22 protein-coding genes are annotated in these 23,866 nt (G+C 63.6%); 7 read left to right on the top strand and 15 right to left on the bottom strand.

Going from position 1 to position 23,866, the window contains the following annotated elements:
- Nucleotides 1-18 precede the first annotated feature (18 nt).
- Both LPA37_RS19795 and LPA37_RS19790 read right to left on the bottom strand, forming a co-directional pair.
- Nucleotides 19-1,926, bottom strand: a complete 1,908-nt coding sequence (locus LPA37_RS19795; protein WP_229013425.1) for a TRAP transporter large permease — start codon at nt 1,924-1,926, stop codon at nt 19-21.
- Between the two features lie 3 nt (nt 1,927-1,929).
- Nucleotides 1,930-2,961 carry a TRAP transporter substrate-binding protein gene (locus LPA37_RS19790; RefSeq protein ID WP_228973755.1) on the bottom strand — a complete coding sequence of 344 codons (1,032 nt, stop codon included), beginning with the start codon at nt 2,959-2,961 and terminating at the stop codon, nt 1,930-1,932.
- A 352-nt stretch (nt 2,962-3,313) separates the two neighbouring features.
- Between LPA37_RS19790 and LPA37_RS19785 the strand changes: the two genes are divergently transcribed.
- Both LPA37_RS19785 and LPA37_RS19780 read left to right on the top strand, forming a co-directional pair.
- Entirely contained in the window at nt 3,314-4,330 is a 1,017-nt protein-coding gene (locus LPA37_RS19785; RefSeq protein WP_229013424.1) for a type IV toxin-antitoxin system AbiEi family antitoxin, read from the top strand.
- Nucleotides 4,320-5,207, top strand: a complete 888-nt coding sequence (locus LPA37_RS19780) for a nucleotidyl transferase AbiEii/AbiGii toxin family protein (RefSeq protein ID WP_229013423.1) — start codon at nt 4,320-4,322, stop codon at nt 5,205-5,207. Before LPA37_RS19785 ends, LPA37_RS19780 begins: the two co-directional genes overlap by 11 nt.
- A 139-nt stretch (nt 5,208-5,346) precedes the next feature.
- Here the strand turns inward: LPA37_RS19780 and LPA37_RS19775 are convergent, their stop codons facing one another.
- Together LPA37_RS19775 and gntR are read right to left on the bottom strand one after the other, a co-directional pair.
- A complete protein-coding gene (locus LPA37_RS19775) occupies nt 5,347-5,553 on the bottom strand; it encodes a type II toxin-antitoxin system ParD family antitoxin (protein WP_229013422.1) in 207 nt (68 codons plus the stop codon).
- Between the two features lie 11 nt (nt 5,554-5,564).
- Complete coding sequence (gene gntR / locus LPA37_RS19770) at nt 5,565-6,626, bottom strand: HTH-type transcriptional regulator GntR (RefSeq protein WP_324251896.1); 1,062 nt, start codon at nt 6,624-6,626, stop codon at nt 5,565-5,567.
- 300 nt (nt 6,627-6,926) lie between these two features.
- Here gntR and LPA37_RS19765 point away from each other — a divergent pair, with 300 nt between their 5' ends.
- On the top strand, nt 6,927-8,216 hold the full coding sequence (locus LPA37_RS19765) for an ABC transporter substrate-binding protein (RefSeq protein ID WP_228974157.1): 1,290 nt from the start codon (nt 6,927-6,929) through the stop codon (nt 8,214-8,216).
- A 118-nt stretch (nt 8,217-8,334) separates the two neighbouring features.
- On the opposite strand, the gene LPA37_RS19760 is transcribed toward LPA37_RS19765, so the two are convergent.
- The 6 genes from LPA37_RS19760 to LPA37_RS19735 all read right to left on the bottom strand — a co-directional run bounded on the left by LPA37_RS19760 (nt 8,335) and on the right by LPA37_RS19735 (nt 13,431).
- Nucleotides 8,335-8,634, bottom strand: coding sequence for a type II toxin-antitoxin system RelE/ParE family toxin (locus tag LPA37_RS19760; RefSeq protein WP_229013420.1), 300 nt, complete (start codon nt 8,632-8,634; stop codon nt 8,335-8,337).
- Entirely contained in the window at nt 8,631-8,858 is a 228-nt protein-coding gene (locus tag LPA37_RS19755; RefSeq protein WP_324251894.1) for a ribbon-helix-helix domain-containing protein, read from the bottom strand. Before LPA37_RS19755 ends, LPA37_RS19760 begins: the two co-directional genes overlap by 4 nt.
- Nucleotides 8,859-9,044: 186 nt before the next feature.
- Nucleotides 9,045-10,082 carry a UDP-glucose 4-epimerase GalE gene (gene galE, locus LPA37_RS19750; RefSeq protein WP_229013419.1) on the bottom strand — a complete coding sequence of 346 codons (1,038 nt, stop codon included), beginning with the start codon at nt 10,080-10,082 and terminating at the stop codon, nt 9,045-9,047.
- 11 nt (nt 10,083-10,093) lie between these two features.
- On the bottom strand, nt 10,094-11,242 hold the full coding sequence (locus tag LPA37_RS19745) for a glycosyltransferase family 4 protein (protein ID WP_229013418.1): 1,149 nt from the start codon (nt 11,240-11,242) through the stop codon (nt 10,094-10,096).
- A gap of 57 nt (nt 11,243-11,299) precedes the next feature.
- Nucleotides 11,300-12,076, bottom strand: coding sequence for a glycosyltransferase (locus LPA37_RS19740; protein ID WP_229013463.1), 777 nt, complete (start codon nt 12,074-12,076; stop codon nt 11,300-11,302).
- Between the two features lie 92 nt (nt 12,077-12,168).
- Nucleotides 12,169-13,431, bottom strand: coding sequence for an oligosaccharide flippase family protein (locus LPA37_RS19735; protein ID WP_229013417.1), 1,263 nt, complete (start codon nt 13,429-13,431; stop codon nt 12,169-12,171).
- 326 nt (nt 13,432-13,757) lie between these two features.
- Here LPA37_RS19735 and LPA37_RS19730 point away from each other — a divergent pair, with 326 nt between their 5' ends.
- From LPA37_RS19730 to waaA, 4 genes are all read left to right on the top strand, one after another.
- Nucleotides 13,758-15,152 carry a phosphomannomutase/phosphoglucomutase gene (locus LPA37_RS19730; protein ID WP_229013416.1) on the top strand — a complete coding sequence of 465 codons (1,395 nt, stop codon included), beginning with the start codon at nt 13,758-13,760 and terminating at the stop codon, nt 15,150-15,152.
- Nucleotides 15,153-15,392: 240 nt separating this feature from the next.
- Nucleotides 15,393-16,394 carry a lipopolysaccharide heptosyltransferase I gene (waaC, locus tag LPA37_RS19725; RefSeq protein ID WP_267478184.1) on the top strand — a complete coding sequence of 334 codons (1,002 nt, stop codon included), beginning with the start codon at nt 15,393-15,395 and terminating at the stop codon, nt 16,392-16,394.
- Nucleotides 16,395-16,527: 133 nt separating this feature from the next.
- On the top strand, nt 16,528-17,412 hold the full coding sequence (locus LPA37_RS19720; RefSeq protein WP_228973780.1) for a Kdo hydroxylase family protein: 885 nt from the start codon (nt 16,528-16,530) through the stop codon (nt 17,410-17,412).
- Nucleotides 17,413-17,521: 109 nt separating this feature from the next.
- Nucleotides 17,522-18,856: a lipid IV(A) 3-deoxy-D-manno-octulosonic acid transferase gene (waaA, locus tag LPA37_RS19715; RefSeq protein WP_229013415.1), complete on the top strand. Its 1,335-nt coding sequence runs from the start codon at nt 17,522-17,524 to the stop codon at nt 18,854-18,856.
- Nucleotides 18,857-18,865: 9 nt separating this feature from the next.
- On the opposite strand, the gene LPA37_RS19710 is transcribed toward waaA, so the two are convergent.
- From LPA37_RS19710 to ureC, 5 genes are all read right to left on the bottom strand, one after another.
- Entirely contained in the window at nt 18,866-19,999 is a 1,134-nt protein-coding gene (locus tag LPA37_RS19710) for a glycosyltransferase (RefSeq protein WP_324251893.1), read from the bottom strand.
- Nucleotides 20,000-20,227: 228 nt separating this feature from the next.
- A complete protein-coding gene (gene ureG / locus LPA37_RS19705; protein ID WP_228973792.1) occupies nt 20,228-20,869 on the bottom strand; it encodes an urease accessory protein UreG in 642 nt (213 codons plus the stop codon).
- A gap of 11 nt (nt 20,870-20,880) precedes the next feature.
- On the bottom strand, nt 20,881-21,561 hold the full coding sequence (locus LPA37_RS19700) for an urease accessory protein UreF (protein WP_229013460.1): 681 nt from the start codon (nt 21,559-21,561) through the stop codon (nt 20,881-20,883).
- The gene (gene ureE, locus LPA37_RS19695; protein WP_229013414.1) at nt 21,548-22,150 is read right to left on the bottom strand and encodes an urease accessory protein UreE; all 603 of its coding nucleotides are present in this window, start codon (nt 22,148-22,150) and stop codon (nt 21,548-21,550) included. Before ureE ends, LPA37_RS19700 begins: the two co-directional genes overlap by 14 nt.
- A gap of 7 nt (nt 22,151-22,157) precedes the next feature.
- Nucleotides 22,158-23,864 carry an urease subunit alpha gene (gene ureC, locus LPA37_RS19690; RefSeq protein ID WP_229013413.1) on the bottom strand — a complete coding sequence of 569 codons (1,707 nt, stop codon included), beginning with the start codon at nt 23,862-23,864 and terminating at the stop codon, nt 22,158-22,160.
- Nucleotides 23,865-23,866: the final 2 nt, after the last annotated feature.

The raw sequence follows: 23,866 nt of genomic DNA, 5'->3' as shown, positions 1-23,866 counted from the left end.
GATCCTCAGTAAGGTGACTTACATCCCAAAGCGGGATGGTAGCCAGAGAGAGAAGCCGGGTACAAGCACCAGCAGGATGAGGACGACAGCCAGTACCGCGAGGTATTTGAGCATCGGCCGCGCGACGCGCTCGACCCGGGTGCCCGTGATCGCGCACGTGGCGAACAGGCCCAGCCCTACAGGCGGTGCAAAGAGGCCGAGTCCCATCGCCACCACCGCAACCGTTCCAAAGTGTAGCGGGTTGATTCCCAACTGCTGCGCAATCGGCGTCAGCAGAGGCCCGAAGATGATCAACGCGGGCGCGCCTTCAAGTATTGCACCGAACGCGATCATGACCAGTACGGACAGCAGCATGAACCCTGATGCACCGTAGTGACTGCCGAAAGAGATCATCACGCTGGATACGAGCGCCGGAATCTGCTCGAGGGTGAGTGCGAACGAGACGCTCGATGCCGCGGCAACGATGAACAGAATGCTGCCGGCCATCGACGCGGCGCGCACGAAGAGCCGTCCTACACCACGGGGCGTCAGCTCGCGGAACGCGATCCATCCCGCGACGAGCGCATAGACCACGGCGAAGGCCGATACCTCGGTCGAAGTCGCCACGCCTGACGTGACGCCCTTGCCGATCATGCCGATCATGATGAGCGCAACGAGCGCGCCGCCGAGCAGCGGCACCAGCGGGCGTCGCACGCTGAAGGCCTGGTCGGGATCGATGCGCCGGCCGAAGATCACGGCCATGATGCAGAGCGACACGGCGAGCACGACGGCCGGCACGATCCCGGCGAGAAACAGCCCGGCAATCGAGATGTTGGCGACGAATCCCATGATGATCATGTTCACGCAGGGCGGGATCGTTTCCGCCATGACCGCGCTGCTGGCAAGGAGCGCGGCGATCTCGTCGGGATCTTCGCCGCTCTGGCGTACGGCAGGCATGATGACTCCGCCGACAGCCGCGATATCGGCGAGTTTGGAGCCGGACACGCCTGAAAAGAACGCGGTTGCCGTAATGGCGATCAGGCCGAGGCCGCCACGCACGCGTCCGAATACGCGCAGCAGCAGCTCGATCAGACGCGACGACATGCCGTTGGACTCCATCAGCAGGCCGGCCAGGACAAAGAACGGTATCGCGAGCAGAACAAAGTGATTGGCACCTGCCATGACCTGCTGCGAGTACACGAGGATGGGCAGGCTCGGTTCAGCGAGAAAAAATAGCAGCGCGGAAAAGGTCAGTACGAAACAGATCGGTATGCCAAGGAGGAGACCACCGAAAAATCCCGCGGCGAGCAGCAGGCCCGGTTCGGTCGGATGCGCCGGGACGAACGTGTTCCATGCGACGAGCGCGAGGGCAATGACCGCGCATCCGGCCAGGCTTCCCAGTACGACGCGCGCGGCGCCGTTGAGTGCATTCGCCACCGCGAAGAGCGTCATGAAGAGACTGCCGATCATGAGCGGATAGACGTTGATCCAGCCGGGTAAGCCGCTCGCCGTCGTCTGCCCGTACGAATCGACGAGCAGCAGGCACGACGAAAAAAAGAGGCTCGCCGACACACCCGCGATGATCCAGTGCCCGGCGTGAATCATCGCGGGTTGCCAGCGCCTCGGCAAAAGGCTGCGGAACAGTTCGATGCCGACGTGCTGGCTACGCGCGAGCACCGTCGCGGCGCCGAAGAAGACCAGAACGATCATCAGGGCCGATGCGATTTCTTCCGCCCAGTCCACCGGGTCGTGCAGGAAGTAGCGGTAGATCACCGAGATGAATACCACGGCCACGTCGGCGGCAAGCACGGCTGCCGAGAGATATTCGGTCCATCGCACGAGGCGTTCGAGGCCCGGTCCCCACGGTGTGCCACGGTCGAAGGCCAGCGCCGTGGCAGTGGCGTGGGCGTTCTCGCCTGGCGTCGGAGTGGTGGGGAGCGCGCTCATCGGTCAGGCCTTTGCCGCGGCGATTTCTGAAAAGAGCGGCGCCGTCACCGGATATTGTTTTGCGAAGCTCTGATACAGCGTGCCCTGCAGTTGACTGCGCACCGCATCGCGCTCGGCGCTCGCCATCGGGTAGAACGTCATGCCGCGCTCCTTGAGCGCCTGCTCTGCCTGCGTGACTTTTTCGTCAGCGATGGGACGCTGCTTCAGGCTGGCGTCCTTGATGGCCTTGAAGAATCCCGGACGCAGCTCGGCGGGGATCTTGTCCATGGATCGTTTTCCGATCACCACAACGAGCGGGCTGAAGTTGTGCTGGGTTTTCCAGCATGACTTCACGACCTCGTAGAACTTGCCCGACAGCACTGTGGCCGAGTCGTGTTCCAGCCCGTCGACGACGCCCGTTTGCGCGGCCATGTAGAGCTCGCCAAACGGAATCGGCGTGGGAACCGCGCCCATTGCCTTGAACGTCTCGATGAACGCGGGCGTCGGCAATACCCGGATTTTGGTGCCCTTGAACTCGGCCAGCGAACGCACGGGCTTTTTGGTGAAGACGTTGCGCGCGCCGAACTGCGACGTCCACGTGAGAATCTGGCAACCCGAGCGGTCCTGCAGGCACTTGTTCAGCGCGGCACCCACGTGGCCATCCAGCACCTTCTCCGCATGCGCGAAGCTGTCGAACAGATAACCCATGTCCAGCATGCCGATTTCCGGGGCGAGCGTGGCCCATATCGAAACACCCGTCACCATCATGTCGATCGATCCGATCTTGACCTGCTGCACGACGTCGCTTTCCTTGCCGAGCTGGTTATTGGGAAAGTAGTCGACATGGATCGCGTCACCCAGGTTTGCCTTCAGATTCGCCGCGAAATTCTGATACCAGACGTAGTGCGAGGCGTTCGGGTCCGCCACCATCGACGACGAAAACCGCAGCGAAACCGGCGCGGAAGCACGCGCGATCACGGGCAAGGAACCGGCCGCCGCGGCGACCGACGCGGCGGAGGTGAGTTGCAGGAATTTTCGCCGGGAAATCGAAGCCATGGGATGTCTCCTGAAGTCCGTATTCTTCGGACAGGTTTTGGTGTATCGATATAGTAAATCGATACACCAAACGGGAGCAGCCAGGGTTTTTACGCGGGTTGAGGTAGGTCCTGTGGTCAGCGCAGAGGGCGACCAACGCGTATCGCCAGGTGAGACGGTCACGCTGCTCCTCCCGCTGCGTGAACCGATCGGAGGGCCCTGGCTCGCAGACGGCCCGAGACCCCCCGTTCATTTTTACGTCGCGTTCAGGCGCCGTGAACGGCCAGCCGGTTTGAACACTTTCCTGAGACTGTTCAATATTTGTCGCCGTTCACGCATCGTGTACACTGAGAAAAATTGAACGGAGTTGCAGATGCGCGCATCAGTCGCCGCACCCGATCCACTCGTCACGTCCGCCACCCAGGCATTCAGCGTCAGCGCGGGCGTTGCGACGTCGGTCGTGCCGACGCCGCGCGGTACCGGCTACGACAGCACAGTCGAATTCGAGCTAGATCCACCGATGCGCCGCGTGGCCGTCGTAATACCCTCAATCGACCGTCAGGAGCGGCTCTCCGCTCTGGCTGCCACCGGCGGCCTGCACGACGCCCAGCGTGTTCTTCTCGTGACATCGTATCTTTCACCCGCCCTTGTCAACGCCTGCCGCAGCCTTGGCGTGAACGCGATCGACGAGGCTGGCAACGCATTCGTGAAAGACGGTAATACCCTAGTCCTGATTTCCGGTCGTCCGCGCGCCACCGAGCTCCGTCGACCCAGCCTCTGGTCCAGGCGATCACTTCAGGTCATTCTCGCGCTGCTCGTCAGGCCAGCGTTGCTCCACGAAAGCAGACGCACGATCGCAATGTTCGCCGGCGTGAGCACCGGCACTGCACACACCACCGTGCAAACGCTACTGCAGCGTAAGGACCTGGTCGAGCGCGGGGACGGGCTGGCTTTCACCAACTTCGACCGGTTGCTCGATGAATGGGTCACCCTGTATCCCTCGCTCCTGAGGGAATCACTGAAACTCGGACGATACCGTGCGACGGAGCCGAACTGGTGGACCGACATGCGGGCGCCGAACGACGAATGGATGTTGGGTGGTGAGTCGGCTGCTGCACTCATGACGAATTATCTGAAGCCGGCGGTCGTGACGGTGTACTGCACCAACGGGATCCCCACCCAGATGATCAGTCGCGGGCGGCTGCGCCCGGACCCTACGGGAAACGTTGAGTTTCTCAAGGCGCCCTTCGAGTTGAACCGCCCCCCGGGGCTGGTCGACAACGTCGTCTATCCCGTGCTCGTGTACGCCGATCTCGTCGCGAGCGGTGACTCGCGCAACCTCGAAACCGCGCAACTGATTCGTGACCAGTACATCCAGCATGGCAATTAAGCTGCACGAGGCCCATCCTTTCCCCGAGATGTCCGTCGCCGTCCTGCGTGACGTCTCGATCGTGGCGAATCAAGCTGGCGCAGCATGGTTTGTGGGCGGGGCGACGGCCCGCGATATCCTGACCACGCACCGTTTCGGGATCGAGCAGTCGCGGGCGACCGCCGACGTCGACATTGGTGTGTGCATTGAAAGCTGGCAAGGCGACAGGGAACTGCGCGACGCGCTCATTGGGACGGGAAGGTTCGAGCCCGGTGAGGAGGCTCAGCGGCTCTATTACATCGCGCCCGACTCAGGCGAAAGGATGTGGCTGGATGTTGTTCCCTTCGGGGGACTCGAGCGCGAGGGCGATCGCGAGATTGAATGGCCAGGTGGCGCATTCCGGATGAACGTCGCAGGCTTTGGCGAAGCGCTGGAAGCGGCCGTCGAGGTTGAACTGGCAGACGACGTCGTTGTCCTCGTTGCGTCCCTTCCGGCGCTCGCGATGCTCAAGATCCTCGCGTGGCGAGACAGGCACACCGCGCACGCAAGGGACGCGACAGATCTGCGGTTCCTGATGTCGAGATATGCAGAGGCTGGTAACTACGATCGCCTCTACGACGGCGACGCTCTGGATCTTCTCGAAGCCCACGGATTCGATCCGGACGTCGCTGGGGCTGCACTGCTCGCGCGGGACATGGCGGTTCTCGTCGCACCAGCAATCCGGCCGCTGATCCTGGAGGCGTTGGCACCCGGCGAAGCCTACCCGCTGTTGCTTAACCAGATGCTGGGCGGGGGACACCGTATGCTACCGTTCGAAGGAGAAGGAACTGGTGCGATCGAGCGCTTGTTCAACGCATTTCGAACGACCCTCGAGCGAGTGTTCGCGGCTGTTACCTGAGTGGATGCGACGTTCGAATGTCGGTGTGGCTGTCTGGAGTTACACCTAACCGGGCGTGGTCGCGATTTGCCGCGAAGCGGCCTGTTGATAACGTGCAATGCGCTCACGCTGGCCGACGCGACAGGCAAGATGCGAACAATCATGCTTTGCGGTCCACCATTGCCTGATACCTGGCTTCGAGCTCGTCGAACACTTCCTCCGCTGGCGCCCCTCGGCCGGCACCGGAGTCGGCGATGCCGTGCTCTATCACGGCATCCAGCGCGAGAAGCTGCGTCTCGCGATCCTGAATCAGCTTCGCGCCTTCACGTAAGACTTCGCTTTTCGAGCCATAGCGACCCGTTCGCACTCGCCCCGCTGCTACGCGCTTTCCCTCGGCGTGAGCGTAAACCGCAGATCGATATGGTTCCGCTCGGGCGGGTGCCCGTCCAGTATCTGCAGCAACAGTCGGGCGGCCTCGAATCCGATCTGGTAGCGCGGTGTCGTGATGGTCGTGAGCGACGGTGTTGCCCATGCGGAAGGCGGCAGATCGTTGAATCCCGCAATCGCCATCTGGCCAGGCACCAGGACGCTGCGCCGCTGGCACTCGAACAGCGCGCCGAGCGCAAGGTCATCGTTGCAGCAGAAAACCGCGTCGCACGCGGGGGCATGCTCTAGCATCCGCGCGAGCAACTTCGAGCCAAGGCCGACGCTCGATGGCTCGCTGGTCAATATTTCCACATCGGGATCGAGCCCCGCCTCGCGCAGCGCGCGGCGAAAGCCGGCGCGGCGCTGCATGGTGCGTGGGTCCAGTTGCGCGGCAATGAATCCCGGTCGCCGATAACCGCGCTCAAGCAGATATTTCGTGAGCGTGAAGCCCGCGCGCTGCTGCGAAAAGCCGACCGACCATTCGTCGGGAGTGCGGCTCAGGTCGTACATATGAACTACAGGCACGCGCGCAGCCGTTAGACGCTGACGGATGGCCCCCGAGCCGTCGATGCCCGTGACGAGAAAACCATCGGGTGCGTGCGTGAGGTAGGTCGATACGAGTTCGGCCTGCTTGTCGGCAGAATAGTTCGTATTGCCAATCAAAATTTGGTAGCCCGCAGGCCCCAGGCAATCCTGGATGCCGGCGAGCGTATCGACGAAAACCTCATTCGATAAAGACGGGACCAGCACCCCCACCACGCGCGAGCGCGACGAGGCCAACGTACGCGCCGCATGGCTCGGCACATAGCCGAGCGCGGCGACGGCCGCTTCAACGCGCGCGCGCGCCTCGGGCAATACCTGCGCCGGGTTTTTAAGCGCGCGGGACACGGTCATCGGACTGACCTGCGCACGATCGGCGACATCGGTGATCGTCGCGCGCCCGCTCGGCCTGCGCCGCGCGGGCCGGCGTGGATGCCCGTCGACGTCGCGGGGGGCGCCCGGCGAAGCGGGCACATTGTGGTACGGCGCCACCCGCTCCACGGCGTCTGCAAGATCGGCCAGTTGCGAGCGTGCGCCTCGCTCATTGGGTGTTGCAGCGGTGGAATTGCGCGGGCGCTGAAGCGGTCTGGGCTGTCTGGTCGCGCCGGTCGGTTTTCTGTTCATCGGGCGAGTATCGCCTTGCATACGCCGGAAAGGAAGCCCGGGAAAGCACTTGAGTCAGGGTTCATCCGGATAGGGCGAAGTGGTCTGGTATCGCTACCATGCGCATCATCCCAGGATGGGAAAACCACGACGATACAAGGAGACTGCCGGATGCGAACCCAATCAAGCAACCTGTCGAAGCCATACAGCCGCACTGTGAAGCTCACCGCCTGTGCGGTTGGCGTCGCGGCGCTCCTTGCCGCCGGGGTAGCGCGGTCCGCGGAGGTTGAAGTGCTGCATTACTGGACCTCCGGTGGTGAAGCAAAATCCGCGCAGGTCCTCAAGCAGATGCTCGACGAAAAGGGTGATACGTGGAAGGACTTCGCCGTCGCGGGTGGCGGCGGCGGCAACGCGATGACCGCGCTCAAGACGCGCGTGATCGCCGGGAACCCACCTGCTGCCGCCCAGATCAAGGGGCCGGCCATTCAGGAGTGGGGCGATGAAGGCGTCCTGGTATCGATTGACGATGTGGCGAAGCATGAAGGCTGGGACAAGCTGATCCCGCCGCAGATCTCGAGCATCATGAAATACAAGGGCCAATATGTGGCGGCGCCGGTCAATGTGCACCGGGTCAACTGGTTGTGGATCAATGCGGATGCGCTGAAGAAGGTGAGCGCGCAGCCACCGGCGACGTGGGACGAGTTCTTCAAGACCGCTGACGCGCTGCAGAAAGCGGGCATCATCCCGGTCGCGATCGGCGGCCAGTCCTGGCAGGAAGCCGAAACCTTCGAAACCGTGGCGCTCGGCGTGGGCGGCGCGGCTTTCTACAAGAAGGCTTTCGTGCAACTCGATCCGGCGACGCTCAAAGGGCCGACAATGGTCAAGGCGCTCGAAACATTCAAGAAGATCAAGGCCTACACCGACAAGGGCCAGACAGGGCGTGACTGGAACATGGCGACCGGCATGGTGATCACCGGCAAGGCGGCAATGCAGTTCATGGGGGATTGGGCCAAGGGCGAGTTCAGCGTGGCCAATAAGGTCCCGGGTAAGGACTATTTGTGCGTGCCGGGTCCCGGCTCGCAAAACGCCTATACGTTCAATGTCGACAGCTTCGCTTTCTTCAAGGTCAAGAGCCCGGACGTCCAGAAAGGACAGAAGGATCTTGCGAGCCTGCTTCTGAGTCCGAAGTTCCAGGAGATCTTCAATCTCAACAAGGGTTCGATTCCGGTGCGGCAGGGCATGGACCTGTCGAAGTTCGACGCCTGCGCGCACCGGTCGGCAGCCGATTTCACCAGTTCGCAAGCCAGGGGAACACTCGTGCCGTCCTGGGCGCATGACATGGTCGATACCCCAGCGGTCGAAGGCGCCTTTTATGATGTGATCGGCAACTACTGGAGCGACGATAACGAAACCGCACAGGAAGCCGCGGACAAGCTCGCCGTTGCAGCCAGGACCCGATGAAGCAGTGCCGCGAGCGCGGCGCTTCGCGATGACGCGCAGGGGGTGAGTCGAGCCTCTGGTTGATGGGGCTGCGCTGTGCCGTGACGGAATCGAGGTAACTGAATACAGTCTTTCCGTGCTACGGAAAAATGATCGAGGCGTAATCGCGCGCGCCGTGCAGGACGTGAAGAACGTCGATGCGCTCGGGCTGGCCGACGACGCGGTAGAAAATTTGATAGCGGCCATGAACGCGGTGCCGCACGCCTCGATCTTCGTAGCGCGGCACAAGCGGGAAAGCGAAGGGCATGTCTGCGAGACTCAGGCATTTGTCGCGCAGTTCGCGAACGAAGTTCACGGCGCGACGCGAATTATCCCGGGCTATGTAATCGCCGATCGCTTCCGGCTCGGCCCTTGCGACAGGCAAGATGCGAACAATCATGCCTTGCGGTCCACCATTGCCTGATACCTGGCTTCGAGCTCGTCGAACACTTTCTCGGCTGGTTCCCCTCGACCGGCATCTGAATCGGCGATGCTGCGCTCTATCACGGCATCCAGCGCGAGAAGCTGCGTCTCGCGATCCTGAATCCGCATCACGCCTTCGCGTAAGTCTTCGCTTTTCGAGCCATAGCGGCCCGTTTCAACCGGCTTCGTGACATACCACATCGAGTGGCTGTCCCAAGTCCGCGCTAATCATGGCAGAGTCCCCCAGGTGAACAAGCCAATTCCATATTCTTTATCAATTATTATCAAATGAACGCGCGATACGCCCGGTCTTGATTCGACTATCTATCTCGTCGTGAAGACCGGGCACGCAGCCGCACCGGATCAGGAACCCGGCCCGCGCGAAGCCTACGCCGCGTCGAACCCCTTCGGATTCGTCGACTGCCAGCGCCAGTGGTCGGCGCACATGCGCTCGATACCGAACTGCGCGCGCCATCCGAGCAGTTTTTCCGCTGCGGCCGGATTGGCGAAGCATTGCGCGACGTCGCCTGGCCGGCGCGCGACGATCTCATAAGGCACCGGTTTGCCCGACGCCTTTTCAAACGAGCGCACCACATCCAGCACGCTATATCCCTGGCCTGTACCAAGATTCACGACAAAACTCGCATCGTGCTTCACTAAGGCATCGAGTGCCGCAAGGTGCCCGCGAGCGAGATCGACGACGTGAATGTAATCGCGCACGCCGGTGCCATCGGGCGTGTCGTAATCGCCGCCGAACACGCGCAGCTTTTCGAGCTTGCCGACCGCAACCTGCGCGACGTACGGCATCAGGTTGTTCGGAATGCCGGCCGGATCTTCGCCGATCAAGCCGCTTTCATGCGCGCCGACCGGATTGAAATAACGCAGCGTCGCGATGCGCCACGTCGGATCTGAAACCTCAAGATCGCGCAGCACCTGCTCGGCGATCAACTTCGATTGCCCATACGGATTCGTCGCGGAAAGCGGAAACGATTCGTCGATCGGCGAGCTTTCCGGCACGCCATATACCGTCGCCGACGAGCTGAACACGAACTGCTTCACGTCGCGCTGACGCATCACGTCGAGCAGCACAAGCAGGCTGTCGACGTTGTTGCGGTAGTACTCGACCGGTTTTGCCACCGATTCGCCCACGGATTTCAGCGCCGCGAAGTGGATCGCGGCCGTAACGGGATGCGCATCGAAAATGCGCCTGAGCGCTGCTTCGTCGCGCGCGTCGGCTTCGTAAAATGCGGGCTTTTTGCCGGTAATCTTCTCGACGCGCCTGAGCGACTCGGGATTGCTGTTCACGAGGTTGTCGATGACCACGACGTCATAGCCGCCGTTCAACAATTCGACGCACGTATGGGAGCCGATGAAACCCGCTCCGCCCGTCACCAGGATCGTGCCCTTCGCGTTCGTTGCAGACATGCTTTACTCCGTTAAAGTGAAACGCCCGTCAAGGTGTGCAAGAGGTCTTTATATCGTTCGACGACGGCCCGCTCGTCGAATTCCGACGCGACTTTCTGCCGGCCGCGTTCGCCCATCGCGCGGCGTTCGTCACCGCTCATATCGAGCATCTGCGCGAGTTTCGCGGTCAGACTCTCCGCGCTCTTCACCTCGCACAGCAATCCATTCACGCCGTCGGCGACCACTTCGCGGCAACCCGGCACATCGGTGGCGACGATCGGCCGGCCCATCGCCGACGCTTCCATCAGCGTGCGTGGTACGCCCTCGCGATACGACGGCAAAACAACGCAGTCGGCATCGACAATAAAAGGCCGCACGTCGTGCGCTTCGCCCGCGTACGTCACCACGCCTTCGCGCTGCCAGGTGTCGACTTCCGCCCGCGTGATCGCGCTGGGATTATCGACGCCAACCGGCCCGAGCAGCAAAAAGCGCGCATGCGGGTAACGCACGCGCAGCTGGCGCGCGGCTTCGACATATTCGCCGACGCCCTTGTCCCACAGCAGGCGGCCGATCAGCACGAACGTGAATTGTGCCCGGTCCCCGAGCGGCGCGAACGCAAACTGTTCGAGATCGACGCCTTCGCCGTGCAGCAGACGCGCACGCTCAGGATGCACGAGCAGCTTCTGGTCGAGGAACGCGGCTTCGTCGTCGCGATTGAGAAACCAGATTTCGCGCGGGAAGCGAAAAGCGAAACGGTACAGTTTTTTCGCGACCTGTGCCGCGCGGCTTTGCTGGATGAAAACGTAGCCCAGTCCGGTCGTTACCGCGACGGACGTCACGCCCGCCAGTTTCGCCGCGATCGATCCGTAGATATTCGGCTTGATCGTATAGTGAAACACGACATCCGGGCGAATCGTCCGGTAGTGGCGATAGAGCGCCCAGAGCGTGCGCAGATCGTCGAGCGGGCTCGTGCCTTTCGAGGCGACCGGCAGATCGATGCAACGGCAGCCCATCTGCATGAGCAGTTCGAACGTGCGGTCGCGCGGCGCGATCACGGTCACGTCGACGCCCTTGCTCACAAGCATGCGGATCAGCCCCTGACGATACGTATGGATCGCCCACGCTGTGTTGCAGACAAGGCTGATGCGCAGTGTGCTGGCTGGCGGTCGGGAAGGCTTCATGCAGGGTTCGCGGCCTGTCGTGGAATGTCGTTGAAGGGGAACTGCTTCGAGTGCGGTTCAGCCTTGCGCGCGCGCGGCGAACAGCGTGCGCTTGATTCGCTGCAAGACGCTATAGGGCATCAGGAAATGCAACAGGTTCTTGGCAAGACCGAGCCAGTCGTACACGTTCGCCACATTGAAGTAATGCAGTTGCAGCCGGAGCGTCGAAGCGATCTGCTGGTGGCGTTTCGTCGCGCTGATGCCGCCTTCGTTCAATTCGTAATAGAGGCCCAGTTCAGCAAGATTCGCGCACTCGTAACGTTCCATCAGGCGCAGGAACAGGTCGAGGTCTTCCGCCGAACGATACGCCGCGCGATAGTTGCCGACGGCGCGTACGGCGTCGATACGCAGCATCATCGAAGGATGCACGAAACAGCCGCGCAGAAAACGGATGCGGCGGATCGCCCGCGGCTCGGCCGGCGGCCTCAGCATGAAGACCGGCGTGCCATCGCGCGTGACCACCTGCGCCCACATGCCGAGACCCGCCACCTGCGGATGCGCTTCGAGATGCGCGCGCTGTTTCGCGAGCCTGTGCGGCACCGTGAGATCGCCCGCGTCGATACGCGCGGCGTAGCGAAAGCCGCGTTCGGCGAGCGCGTCGATGCCGGTTTGCAACGCACGCTCGATGCCGCCGTTCTGCGGCATGCGCAGCACTTCGATCGACATGTTCGCGATCGTGGGCGCGACGATCGGCGGTGTGCTGCCGTCGTCGACGATCAGTGCATGGACGGGCGCGTCTTCGTCGAACGATGCGAGTGTGCGCTCCACGTCGGCCTGGCCGTTGTACGCGGGCATCAGGATCGCGACGTCGCGAAGCGCGCCCACGCGAGGCGCGCCCACGCGAGGCGTGCCCGCGGTCAGGTCGGCGGATAACGGCACGGAAGAACTCATGAGCGCAGCTTGAAACCGATGTAGTAGAAGTTGACCGCGGCGGCGGCCAGATAGCCGGCCGCGAGGCCGACGAGCGCGCCATACGCGCCAAGCCGCGGAATCGTCAGCAGATTGACGGCGAACGCCACTGCCAGCGCGAGCAGCCACTTCGACAGCAAAACGAATTTCGCCTGATATTTCAGCACGACGAGATTGCCGATCGCTTCGATACCCGCCGGCACGGAGAGCCACACGGCCCAGCGAAAAATCCCGATAGCGCCTTCATACGAAGGCCCGAACACATGACTGATGATGAAACCGGCCAGCAGATCGAGCACGAGCGCGCCGCCCACCATCAGGAGCGCGGTCATCGCCATCAGCCGGGCCATGTTGCGGCGCAGGCGGGCAGCGTCCTGCACGCGATAGACGAAGGCGGGCGCAAGCGTCTGCGCGAGCATCAGCGCAAGCGTGATCCAGTTTTCGTTCAACTGCTGCGCGGCGGAATAGCGCCCGAGATCGGCAAACGAGATCGTGCGCTCGAGCATCAGCCGGTCGAGCTTCAGAAACAGATACATGCAGATGAGGCCGAGCCAGAACACCGTGCCCGCCGTCGCGAAGTGACGAAAGAGCGAACGGTCGAGATGCCAGCCGAGCCGGCCGCCATGCCGGCGTATGTAATACACCAGCAGCACGCCGCCGATCGCCGCCGACTCCAGCGCCCACAGCCAGCCGAAGCGCGCGGGCGCCGTGGCCGCGCGCACCAGTACCCAGACGAGCACGGCCTTGAAGATGGCCGTCGTCATGCTGGTGAGCAGCTGCGGCTTGCTGTACGTCATGCTTTGCAGCCACGCGTTGATCACGCCGACAAACGGCTCGCGAAACAGCATCGTGACCGCGAGCCCGGCGAGCATCGCGCCGACGAGCGGATCGGTGAGACCCGCGGCAATGCCGGCCCACGTCAGCAGCAACGCGACGGCGGAAACCGCGATGCGCAGCACGAACGCGCTGCCCAGCACAGTGCCGAGCTGTTCGGGTGGACGATGGACGATGGTCGGCACGAGAATTTCCGCGCCGCACACCCATGTGACGGGCGAAAGCACAAGAAGGAGCGTATTGGCGTACTGCCATTTACCGAACGTATCGGGGCCGAAATAGCGGGCCAGCACGCCGCTGATGGCGATCGCGACGGCAATCTGCGTGAGCCGTTCGAGGCCCAGCCAGACGATATTGGCGAACGCCCGCGTGACATCCGGACTGGCGAAGCGCCTGAGCGTCAGCATCCGCCGCCCGACGGTATCTGCCCGGTTGCCTGTGATGCACGCCGGGCCGCCCCTTCAGCACGCACCATGCCTGCTCCGATGGAGACAGGAACCGGACCGTGAGCGCATGCCCGCCTCGTCGCACGCCGTGGCAACTTTATGAGGGAGACGCGTCTAAGCATTAGAATAGGCGCCAGAAGGCGTGTTTGAAAAACCGCAATTATAAGTTGGAACCGGACCGCTTCCGGCAAGGGCGCAACGCGTTCATCATGGGAGTCATCGTGATGAGTGAGTCGAGCCAGTCTTGAGCCAGTCAAATTTCTCCATTGCACGCAAGTGAGCCATTCATGATCTCCAAATCGATTTTCAAGGCCTATGACATTCGCGGCGTGATCGGCAAGACGCTCGACACCGATGCGGCCCGCTCGATCGGTCGCGCGTTCGGCAGCGAAGTGCGTGCGCAGGGCGGCGACGCCGTCGTGGTCGCGCGTGACGGACGCCTGTCCGGCCCGGATCTCATCGCGGCACTCTCGGACGGCCTGCGTGCGGCCGGCGTCGACGTCGTGAACGTTGGCATGGTGCCGACGCCCGTCGGCTATTTCGCGGCCAGCGTGCCGCTCAAGCTCGCGGGCGGCGAGCGTCGCGTCGATTCCTGCATCGTCGTGACCGGCAGCCACAATCCGCCCGATTACAACGGCTTCAAGATGGTGTTGCGCGGCGCGGCGATCTACGGCGAGCAGATTCTCGCGCTGCATCAGCGCATCGTCGATGAAAACTTCGCCGCGGGCAGCGGCACCTACGCCGAATACGACATTGCCGACGCGTACCTCGACCGTATCGTCAGCGACATCAAGCTCGCGCGTCCGCTGAAGATCGTCGTCGATACCGGTAATGGCGTGGCGGGTGATCTCGCGCCGCAGCTCTTCAGGAAGCTCGGCTGCGAACTCGTGGAGTTGTTCACGGAGATCGACGGCAACTTCCCGAACCATCACCCGGACCCGGCGCACCCGGAAAACCTGCAGGACGTGATCCGCGCCCTGAAGGAAACGGATGCGGAAATCGGTTTCGCGTTCGATGGCGACGGCGACCGCCTGGGCGTCGTCACGAAAGACGGCGAGATCATCTATCCGGACCGTCAGCTGATGCTGTTCGCCGAAGAAGTCCTGTCGCGCAACAAGGGCGCGCAGATCATCTATGACGTGAAGTGCACGCGTAATCTCGCGAAGTGGGTGCGTGAGAAGGGCGGCGAGCCGCTGATGTGGAAAACAGGCCACTCGCTCGTGAAGGCGAAGCTGCGCGAAACGGGCGCGCCGCTCGCGGGCGAAATGAGCGGCCACGTGTTCTTCAAGGATCGCTGGTACGGTTTCGACGACGGCCTGTACACGGGCGCACGTCTGCTCGAAATCCTCTCGCGCGTGAAGGACCCGAGCAAGCTGCTCAACAGCCTGCCGAATTCGCACTCCACGCCAGAGCTGCAACTGAAGCTGGAAGAAGGTGAGAACTTCGAACTCATCGCGCGTCTGCAGGAAAACGCGCGGTTCACGGGCGCCGACGACGTCGTGAAGATCGACGGCCTGCGCGTCGAGTATCCGGACGGCTTCGGTCTCGCGCGCTCGTCGAACACCACACCCGTCGTCGTGATGCGCTTCGAGGCGGACAACGACGCGGCATTGAAGCGGATTCAGGAAGACTTCCGTCGCGTGATTCTCGCGGCGAAGCCGGATGCAAAATTGCCGTTCTGACGGTCAGACGGGCGGCATCGCGGTTGGGTTGCACCCCTTGCGCGATGACACCGCCGTCGGACGCGGCGCGTGGCGGGAGCCACTGCGCCGCGTTTTTATGTGTTCTACCGGCGTGGGGGCCCGCCAACCCGGGCGTTCGCATGCGACTTATCCTGCGACTTGTCCTGGAAAAGGCTCCGGTCGCGATAGAATTGCCGTCCCATTCACGCATCTTCGAGCCGGTTTGCCGGCAATTGCCACTTGAGCGTACAAAAGATACTGATCGTGCGGGTGTCGTCGCTGGGCGACGTCGTCCACAACATGCCGGTGATTGCCGATATTCTTCGCCGCTATCCCGAGGCGCAGATCGACTGGCTCGTCGAAGAAAGCTTTATCGAGCTGGTGCAACTCGTCCACGGCGTGCGCCGTGCGATTCCGTTTTCGCTGCGTCGCTGGCGCAAGCGTCTGTTTTCGCCCGACAACTGGCGCGAGATCGGTGCGTTTCGCCGCGCGCTGGCCGCGGAGAAATACGATCTCGTGATCGACTGCCAGGGGCTTATCAAGACCGCGTGGGTCGCGAGCTGGGCGCGCGGGCCGCTCACGGGCCTCGCGAACCGTACCGACGGCGCCGGCTTCGAATGGCCGGTGCGCTTCTTTTACGACCGGCGCGTGCCGATCGCGCCGCGCACACACGTGGTCGAGCGCACGCGCCAGCTGGTGGCGGCCGCGCTCGGCGCACCCGCGCCGCAACCCACCGACGACATCGACTTCGGCATCGACACGCGCCAGGCCGCGCTGGCGGTCTCCGCGCTCGGGCTGAACCTGCCGGTGCCGTACGTGGTGTTCGTGCACGCAACCTCACGCACCGACAAGCAGTGGCCCGACGCCGCGTGGATCGAGCTCGGGCAGGCGCTCGTGCGGCGCGGCGGCTCGATCGTGCTGCCGTGGGGCAGCGACGCCGAACGCGAGACGAGCGAGCGGCTTGCACGCGAATTCGGCGCGGCGGCGGTCGTGCCGCCGAAGCTCTCGCTGCCGGCGGTGGTTGGCCTCATCGACGGCGCAGCGGCGACGGTTGGCGTTGACACAGGTCTTGTTCACATCGCGGCGGCCCTGAAACGGCCGACAGTCGAGTTGTACAATTTCGCCACCGCGTGGCGCACGGGCGGCTACTGGTCGCCGAATGTCATCAATCTCGGCACGGCTGGCCAGCCGCCGACGCTTCAACAGGTGAAGGCCGCGCTGGCCGGCTTCGGCCTGCTGTGAGTGCAGAGCGGTCTGCTGCAGGGAACGCAAACGTATTGAATATGCACCCTGACGGCAACCGGGCAGCCGCACGCGCCGGCACCGCGACAGGCGACGAACACGCTACGCTCCATCCGCTTCAAAAAGGGCGACCATGAACGAATCCCAGATCATCGAAGTCGCATCCGCCGACTGGCAGGGCATGAACCTGTCCATCGCGCGCGAGACGCTGCTTGCCGGCGTCGAGCGCGGCAAGGTGCTGTATTTCCCGAACCTGCGTTTTTCGATTGAAGGCGGAGAGCAGGCGCTGCTCGACCCGGCGCTCGCCGATCCGAAGCGCAAGAACATCAGCCTCGAACCGAACGGCGGCGCGCTACATGGCGTGCTCGGCGACGCGGTCACGCAGACGGCCGTGCGTGCGTTGATCGCGCGGTATCAGGCGAACGCGCGCTCGCTGGTCGACGGCCTCTTCCCCGAATACGACGGCAAGCTGCGTGTCGCGCCGACGAGCCTGCGCCTGCATCAGGTCGAAACGCGCCAGACGTCATGGCGCAAGGACGACAGCCGCCTGCACGTCGATGCGTTCCCGTCGCGGCCCAATTACGGCGAGCGGATTCTGCGCGTCTTCACGAACGTGAATCCGAATGGCGCACCGCGCGTGTGGCGCGTGGGCGAACCGTTCGAGGACATGGCAAAACGCTTCCTGCCGAAGATCAAGCCGCAGATGCCGGGTTCGGCCTGGCTGCAGCATCTGCTGCACGTCACGAAATCGAAGCGCAGCGAATACGACCATCTGATGCTGAACCTGCACGACGGCATGAAGGCCGACCTCGATTATCAGAAGGCCAGCCCGCAGGAGACCATGCCGTTTCCGCCGGGTAGCGTCTGGGTGTGCTTTTCGGATCAGACGTCGCACGCGGTGATGTCCGGCCAGTTCATGCTCGAGCAGACGTTCTTCCTGCCGGTCAGGGCCATGGCGCAGCCGGAGTGCGCGCCGCTGGGCATCCTCGAACGCCTGAAGGGCAGGGCGCTGGTTTGAGCGCGGCTCTTCGCGCGCCGCGCCTGGATTTGCGCCCGGCGTTTCGCCGTTGTGTCCGTCTTCATGGCGTTGGGACAGGCCCCTGCGTTTTCGCGCTTGCGGAGGCGGGATGCTGAGGGCCATCTATAACGCGCTCTGGTGGATCGTCGCGCCCATCGCCGTGATCCGGCTCTATGTGCGCTCGCGTCGCGAGCACGGTTATCGCGAGCATATTGCCGAGCGTTTTGGGCGCGCACGGGGTCGTCGTCCCGACGACGACGCACCGCTGATCTGGGTGCATGCGGTATCGGTGGGCGAGACGCGTGCTGCGCAGCCGCTCATCGAAGCGTTGATCAAGGCGCGTCCGGATGCGCGCATTCTGCTTACGCACATGACACCGAGCGGCCGCGCGACCGGTGAGCAGATTTTCGGCGACCGCGTGCTGCGCGCCTATCTGCCGTATGACATGCCGCACGTCGTACGACGCTTCCTGCGCGCGTGGCGGCCCACGATCGGCGTGGTGATGGAAACCGAAGTGTGGCCGACGCTGATCGACGAATGCCGTCGCGCGGATGTGCCGCTCGTGCTGACGAATGCGCGAATGTCCGCGCGTTCGTATAAACGCGCGGCGAAGTTCGGCAAGGCGACGCGCGAGGTGTTCGGCGGTTTCGCGCGCGTGCTTGCGCAAAGCCCGTCGGACGCCGAGCGGCTGACCGCGCTCGGCGCGCGCAACGTGGCTGTGCTGGGCAACCTGAAGTTCGATATGACGACGCCGCCTGAACTCGCGGCGCGCGGCCACGCGTGGCGTGCGGCAATCGGTACGCGGGCCGTCTGGGTCGCGGCGAGCACGCGCGAAGGCGAAGAGGCGCTGGTGCTGCAGGCGTTCGCGGCGCTCGGCGTCGAAGATGCGCTGCTGATTCTCGTGCCGCGCCATCCGCAGCGTTTCGATGAAGTCGCCGCGTTCGTCGAGAAAACCGGCCTGCGTCTCGAGCGCCGTTCGAAGTGGGCGCCTGCCGGCGCGGCGTCGAGTCTCGTCGGCTCGGCGCAGACGATCGCGGCGTTACCTCAGGATGTGACGGTGCTGCTCGGCGACTCGATGGGCGAGCTGGGCGCTTACTATGCCGCTTCCGATCTGGCGTTTATCGGCGGCAGTCTGCTGCCGCTCGGCGGACAGAATCTGATCGAGGCGTGCGCGGTGGGTGTGCCGGTGCTGATCGGCCCGCACGTGTTCAACTTCACGCAGGCAACGGCCGATGCGGTCGCCGCCGGCGCGGCGGTGCAGGTGCAGGATCCGGCTGGGCTCGCGCGCGCGTTGCGCGAACTCTTCGAAGACCGCTCGCGACGCATCGCGATGGGCGGCGCGGCGTCGGCGTTTGCCGCACGCCATCGCGGCGCGACGGTGCGGACGGTGGATGTGCTGACGACGCTACTGCCCGCGATCGACGAGCGTGAATCACGGGCCTGATAGCGAGGCCTACACGCGTCGCGCCAGAATCCCGGCCACGCATGCCGCGAAACGCACATTGCTTTTCCCGATGCCGTAGTGATGCGAGCGTGCCGTCGCGGTCTCGCTCATCGAATGCCGTAGTTGCTGGTCGGCCAGCACGCGCGCCATTGCGTCTGCCATCGCTGCCACATCGCCGATCGGCACAAGCAGGCCCGCGCGGCCGTCGTCGAGAATCTCGCGTGGACCCGTTGGGCAGTCGGTCGCGACAATCGGCTTGCCGAGCGCGAGTGCTTCGAGCAATACCATCGGCATGCCTTCGTAACGCGAACTGAGCACCTGCACGGTCGCGCCTGCGATTAGCGCGTGAGGATTGCGCAGGTGTCCCGTGAAATGCACACGGTTCGCAATGCCCAGTTCCTTCGCGTACGCTTTCAGTTCATCGTGGAACGCGCCGTCGCCGACAATCACGAGATTTTCGACCGGATTGGCATCGCGCACTAATTGGGCGTACGCGTCGAGCAGCGTGCGGTGATCTTTCTGGATTTCGTCGAGTCGTGCAACGGACACAATATACGGCTTGTCGTGCGGTGCGGTGGGTGCGCCGGGCGCGACGGACGACGCGCGAATGCTTTCGATGTCGATCGCATTCGGCAGCACGAACAGGTGTTTGAGCGTGTCCCCGAACATTGCGGTGGCTTCGTCCGCCATATGCTGGTTGAGCGCGACGACGCAATCGTAGCGGCCGTACTGCGCCGCGAGTCGTTGCGCCTTACGACGTCGGCCGCCGAGCCGCGCATCGAAGCTGAAATGATTGACGCCGAGCCACGCGGTGTTGAAGCGGCCGGCCCAGCGTCGCAGCGACATATCGAAGTCGACGATCAAATCGTTCTGTTGTGCGAGCGCCGCCACGCGGGCCCGCACATACGGACGCACGGCCAGCGTGTTGAACACATCGCGCCCGACACGTCCAGCTTTGCTCAGACGTCTTGCGTAACGACGTGTCTGGAAAAAGTTGAGCCAGGGCCGGTCGGCGAGGATCACGACTTTCACGTCGGCAGGAATCAACGCGCGATAGCGGCTTTCGAAGCCTGGCGAATTGAACATCACCGAAAGCGTGACGTCGAATAGTGTCCGGTCGAAGATGCGCAGCCACTGGATCAAGGAACTCTCGATTCCGCCATCATTGAAATCGGTAACATGAAAGAGAATCGAGGTGCGCCTGGCCGGTTGGGTCATTGAAATGGATATTGTCTGCCAGCGATGTACTGTGTAGCGTCGGTGCGACCGGAAGGAGAAGTCGGCGACGGGCTGAATTGAAAGCAGCCCGTATTTTAACATTTGTGACCTTTGGCCTCTCCGGTGTCCGTGCTGTACATGGACGCAATACAGTCAAACCGCCAGCAACCCCTTCTTCTCGATAAACGCAATCACGTCGGCGAGTCCGTCGAGCGCCTTCAGGTTGCACATCACGAACGGCCGTTCGCCGCGCATTTTCTTCGCATCGGCGGCCATTACGTCGAGATTCGCCCCGACCATCGGCGCGAGATCGGTCTTGTTGATCACGAGCAGGTCGGATTTCGTGATGCCGGGGCCGCCCTTGCGCGGAATTTTCTCGCCGCCGGCTACGTCGATCACGTAGATCGTCAGGTCCGACAGTTCCGGGCTGAAGGTCGCGGCCAGATTGTCGCCGCCGGATTCGATGAACACGATGTCGGCGTCGGGGAAGCGCGTGAGCATGCGGTCGACGGCTTCCAGGTTGATCGACGCGTCCTCGCGGATCGCCGTATGCGGGCAGCCGCCCGTTTCGACGCCCATGATGCGTTCGGCCGGCAGCGCGCCCGCGACGGTCAGGAGGCGCTGGTCTTCCTTCGTGTAGATGTCGTTCGTGATCGCGACGAGGTCGTAGCGCTCGCGCATCGCCTTGCAGAGCATTTCGAGCAGCGTGGTCTTGCCGGAGCCGACCGGGCCGCCGACGCCCACGCGCAGCGCAGGCAGTTTCTTCGTACGTTGGGCAGGATGAGGTGCGTTCATGATCGGTGAGCTTATGAGCGGAAGAGCCGCGAATACTGCGACTCGTGGCGCGCCGACAGAATGCCGAGTTGCGGCGCGAAGGTGTTGATGTCTTGAGGCGCCGTGGCGAGCGCGTGGGCGACCGCTTCGCCGATGCGTTCGCGCAGCGCCACGATGATGCGCTGGCCCGCGAGCTGTCCGAGCGGCACCGCCTTTAGCGCCGCGGCCGCCTGGTTCTCGACCCAGCTGAAGGCGTAAGCGGCGAGGGCGGCATCGGTGGCGGCATCGTGGGCCCAGGCGGCGTACGCGAATGCCGTGGGTTGCGCGACGGGTGTCATCGCGGCGAGCGTCGCGCGGCGCGCTGCGTCGCCCCATTCGAGCGATGCGCACAGTTGCCGCAGCGACCAGCCCATCTGTTCCGTTTCGCGACGCAGTTCCGCCGATTCGCGGCTCGCGAGAAATTCCTCGTTCGCAACGGCCAGCGCGGCGGCGTCGTGCGAACGCCAGCGTTCGATCTGATGCGCGAGAAACGGCAACTCGCCGCGCGCGAGCACGGTAGTGAGGCCGCCTGCGATCCAGTCGCGCGCGCTGTCCGCATCGGTGACGCGTTGCGCTTCGATCGCGGCTTCAAGCCCTTGCGAATAGCTGAATGCGCCGATCGGCAGCGCCGGTGACGCGAGATGCAGCAGCGCAGTGAGTTCAGCGATGCGCATGGTGATGATGCTGATGATGTGCGTCGCCGCAATAGCTGTGGTCGTGGCCGTCGTCGTGCGCGTGATCATGCCCATGATGTTCATCGAACACCTGCTGGGCGATCGCGTAGTCTTCGGCGAAAGTTTCGTCGTGACCGTGCTTGTGGCCGCCGCCGTACGCGCCTGTTTCCGGCTGGAACGGCATCGAAACCTGCTCGACCGTCGCGCCGAGACGCTTCAGCATGTCGGCGAGCACCGGATCGAATTCGAGCTTCAGGTAATCGTCGCCGATTTCGACCGGCGTGTGACGGTTGCCGAGGTGATACGCGGCGCGCGTGAGCGTGATGCGGTCCGGCGCGCGCACGCGGAGCACGGCTTCGGCAGCCGCGACGACGCGCACCAGCGCGCCGTCCTGCGCGACGAGTACGTCGCCGTCGCGCAGCACCGTGCCGCGCGGCAGCAGCAGCGCGACTTCCTCGCCGTTGTCGAGCGTTGCCGCGAGCCGGCTTTTACAGCGAGCATCGAACGCGAGCGTCAGGGTCGGCGCGCGCCTGACCAGCACGGCGGCGAGCTTGATGTGCGGTTCGATGCGTTTATCGATCGTGCGCATGGGGGCTTTAAAACAGGAAATAGCGTTGTGCCATCGGCAGCACGGTAGCCGGTTCGCAGGTCAGCAACTGGCCGTCCGCGATGACTTCATAGGTTTCCGGATCGACCGTGATCGCCGGCCTCCACGCATTGTGGATCATGTCGGCCTTCGTGATGTTGCGGCAGTTCCTGACCGCGACGACCCGCTTGTTCAGGCCGTAACGTTCCGCGACGCCGGCATCGGACGCCATCTGCGAGACGAATGTGAGCGACGTGCGACCCAGTGCACCGCCGCGCGTCGCGAACATTTCCCGGTAATGCACGGGCTGCGGCGTTGGAATCGACGCGTTCGGGTCGCCCATCTGCGCCATCGCGATCATGCCGCCCTTGAGAATCAGCGAAGGCTTGATGCCGAAAAACGCCGGCTCCCAGAACACCAGATCGGCCCACTTGCCCGGCTCGACCGAACCGACTTCGTGCGCGATGCCGTGCGTGATCGCGGGATTGATCGTGTACTTCGCGACGTAGCGCTTCGCGCGGAAATTATCGTTACGCGCGGTGTCTTCAGCGAGCGCGCCGCGTTGCACTTTCATCTTGTGCGCGGTCTGCCACGTGCGGATGATCACTTCGCCCACGCGTCCCATTGCCTGCGAATCCGACGAGAGCATCGACAGCGCGCCCAGGTCGTGCAGGATATCCTCGGCCGCAATCGTCTCGCGACGGATGCGCGATTCGGCGAAGGCGATGTCTTCCGCGATCGACGGGTCCAGGTGATGGCACACCATCAGCATGTCGAGATGCTCTTCGAGCGTATTGACGGTGTACGGGCGCGTCGGATTCGTCGACGAGGGCAGCACGTTGGCTTCGCCGCAGACCTTGATGATGTCGGGTGCGTGGCCGCCGCCCGCGCCTTCCGTGTGATAAGTGTGGATCGTGCGGCCCTTGAACGCCGCGACCGTCGTTTCGACAAAACCCGCTTCGTTCAGCGTATCCGTGTGGATCGCGACCTGCGTGTCGGTGTCGTCGGCGACCGACAGACAGTTGTCGATCGCGGCGGGCGTCGTGCCCCAGTCCTCGTGCAGCTTCAGGCCGATGGCGCCGGCGGCGATCTGCTCGAGCGCGGGCGCCGGCTGGCTCACGTTGCCCTTGCCGAGAAAGCCGAGATTCATCGGATAGCCGTCGGCGGCCTGCAACATGCGTTCGAGATGCCAGGGGCCAGGCGTACATGTCGTGGCGTTGGTGCCCGTCGCCGGACCCGTGCCGCCGCCGAGCATCGTGGTGACGCCGCTCGCGAGTGCCTCCTCGATCTGTTGCGGGCTGATGAAGTGGATGTGCGTGTCGATACCGCCGGCCGTCACGATCAGGCCTTCGCCGGCGATCACTTCGGTGGCCGCGCCGATCGCGATCGTCACGCCTGGCTGGATGTCCGGATTGCCCGCCTTGCCGATTGCCGCGATGCGGCCATCCTTGATGCCGATATCGGCCTTCACGATGCCCCAGTGATCGAGGATCACTGCGTTCGTGACGACCGTATCGACGACGTCGGCGTGCACGCGCTGTGACTGACCCATGCCGTCGCGGATCACCTTGCCGCCGCCGAACGTCACTTCTTCGCCGTAGGTCGTGAAGTCGCGTTCGACTTCGATCAGCAGTTCAGTGTCGGCGAGGCGGACGCGGTCGCCGGTCGTGGGGCCGAACATCTCCGCGTATGCGCGGCGGCCAATGCGTAGTGTCATGG

Origin of the sequence: Paraburkholderia gardini (genome assembly GCF_907164545.1) — a bacterium.
Classification (GTDB): domain Bacteria; phylum Pseudomonadota; class Gammaproteobacteria; order Burkholderiales; family Burkholderiaceae; genus Paraburkholderia; species Paraburkholderia gardini.
Note: the sequence above shows the minus strand (reverse complement) of the source record. Positions and strands in the feature narration are given on the sequence as shown.

Coding starts and splice junctions, on each gene's coding strand:
- LPA37_RS19745 (WP_229013418.1), bottom strand. CDS start 11,242: ATGAAGCCTTCCCGACCGCCAGCCAGCACACTGCGCATCAGCCTTGTC.
- LPA37_RS19740 (WP_229013463.1), bottom strand. CDS start 12,076: ATGCCCGCGTACAACGGCCAGGCCGACGTGGAGCGCACACTCGCATCG.
- waaA (WP_229013415.1), top strand. CDS start 17,522: ATGCTGAGGGCCATCTATAACGCGCTCTGGTGGATCGTCGCGCCCATC.
- LPA37_RS19765 (WP_228974157.1), top strand. CDS start 6,927: ATGCGAACCCAATCAAGCAACCTGTCGAAGCCATACAGCCGCACTGTG.
- LPA37_RS19720 (WP_228973780.1), top strand. CDS start 16,528: ATGAACGAATCCCAGATCATCGAAGTCGCATCCGCCGACTGGCAGGGC.
- LPA37_RS19760 (WP_229013420.1), bottom strand. CDS start 8,634: ATGATTGTTCGCATCTTGCCTGTCGCAAGGGCCGAGCCGGAAGCGATC.
- ureG (WP_228973792.1), bottom strand. CDS start 20,869: ATGAACGCACCTCATCCTGCCCAACGTACGAAGAAACTGCCTGCGCTG.
- galE (WP_229013419.1), bottom strand. CDS start 10,082: ATGTCTGCAACGAACGCGAAGGGCACGATCCTGGTGACGGGCGGAGCG.
- ureE (WP_229013414.1), bottom strand. CDS start 22,150: ATGCGCACGATCGATAAACGCATCGAACCGCACATCAAGCTCGCCGCC.
- LPA37_RS19700 (WP_229013460.1), bottom strand. CDS start 21,561: ATGCGCATCGCTGAACTCACTGCGCTGCTGCATCTCGCGTCACCGGCG.
- LPA37_RS19780 (WP_229013423.1), top strand. CDS start 4,320: ATGGCAATTAAGCTGCACGAGGCCCATCCTTTCCCCGAGATGTCCGTC.
- LPA37_RS19735 (WP_229013417.1), bottom strand. CDS start 13,431: ATGCTGACGCTCAGGCGCTTCGCCAGTCCGGATGTCACGCGGGCGTTC.
- LPA37_RS19790 (WP_228973755.1), bottom strand. CDS start 2,961: ATGGCTTCGATTTCCCGGCGAAAATTCCTGCAACTCACCTCCGCCGCG.
- ureC (WP_229013413.1), bottom strand. CDS start 23,864: ATGACACTACGCATTGGCCGCCGCGCATACGCGGAGATGTTCGGCCCC.
- LPA37_RS19730 (WP_229013416.1), top strand. CDS start 13,758: ATGATCTCCAAATCGATTTTCAAGGCCTATGACATTCGCGGCGTGATC.
- LPA37_RS19755 (WP_324251894.1), bottom strand. CDS start 8,858: ATGTGGTATGTCACGAAGCCGGTTGAAACGGGCCGCTATGGCTCGAAA.
- LPA37_RS19795 (WP_229013425.1), bottom strand. CDS start 1,926: ATGAGCGCGCTCCCCACCACTCCGACGCCAGGCGAGAACGCCCACGCC.
- LPA37_RS19785 (WP_229013424.1), top strand. CDS start 3,314: ATGCGCGCATCAGTCGCCGCACCCGATCCACTCGTCACGTCCGCCACC.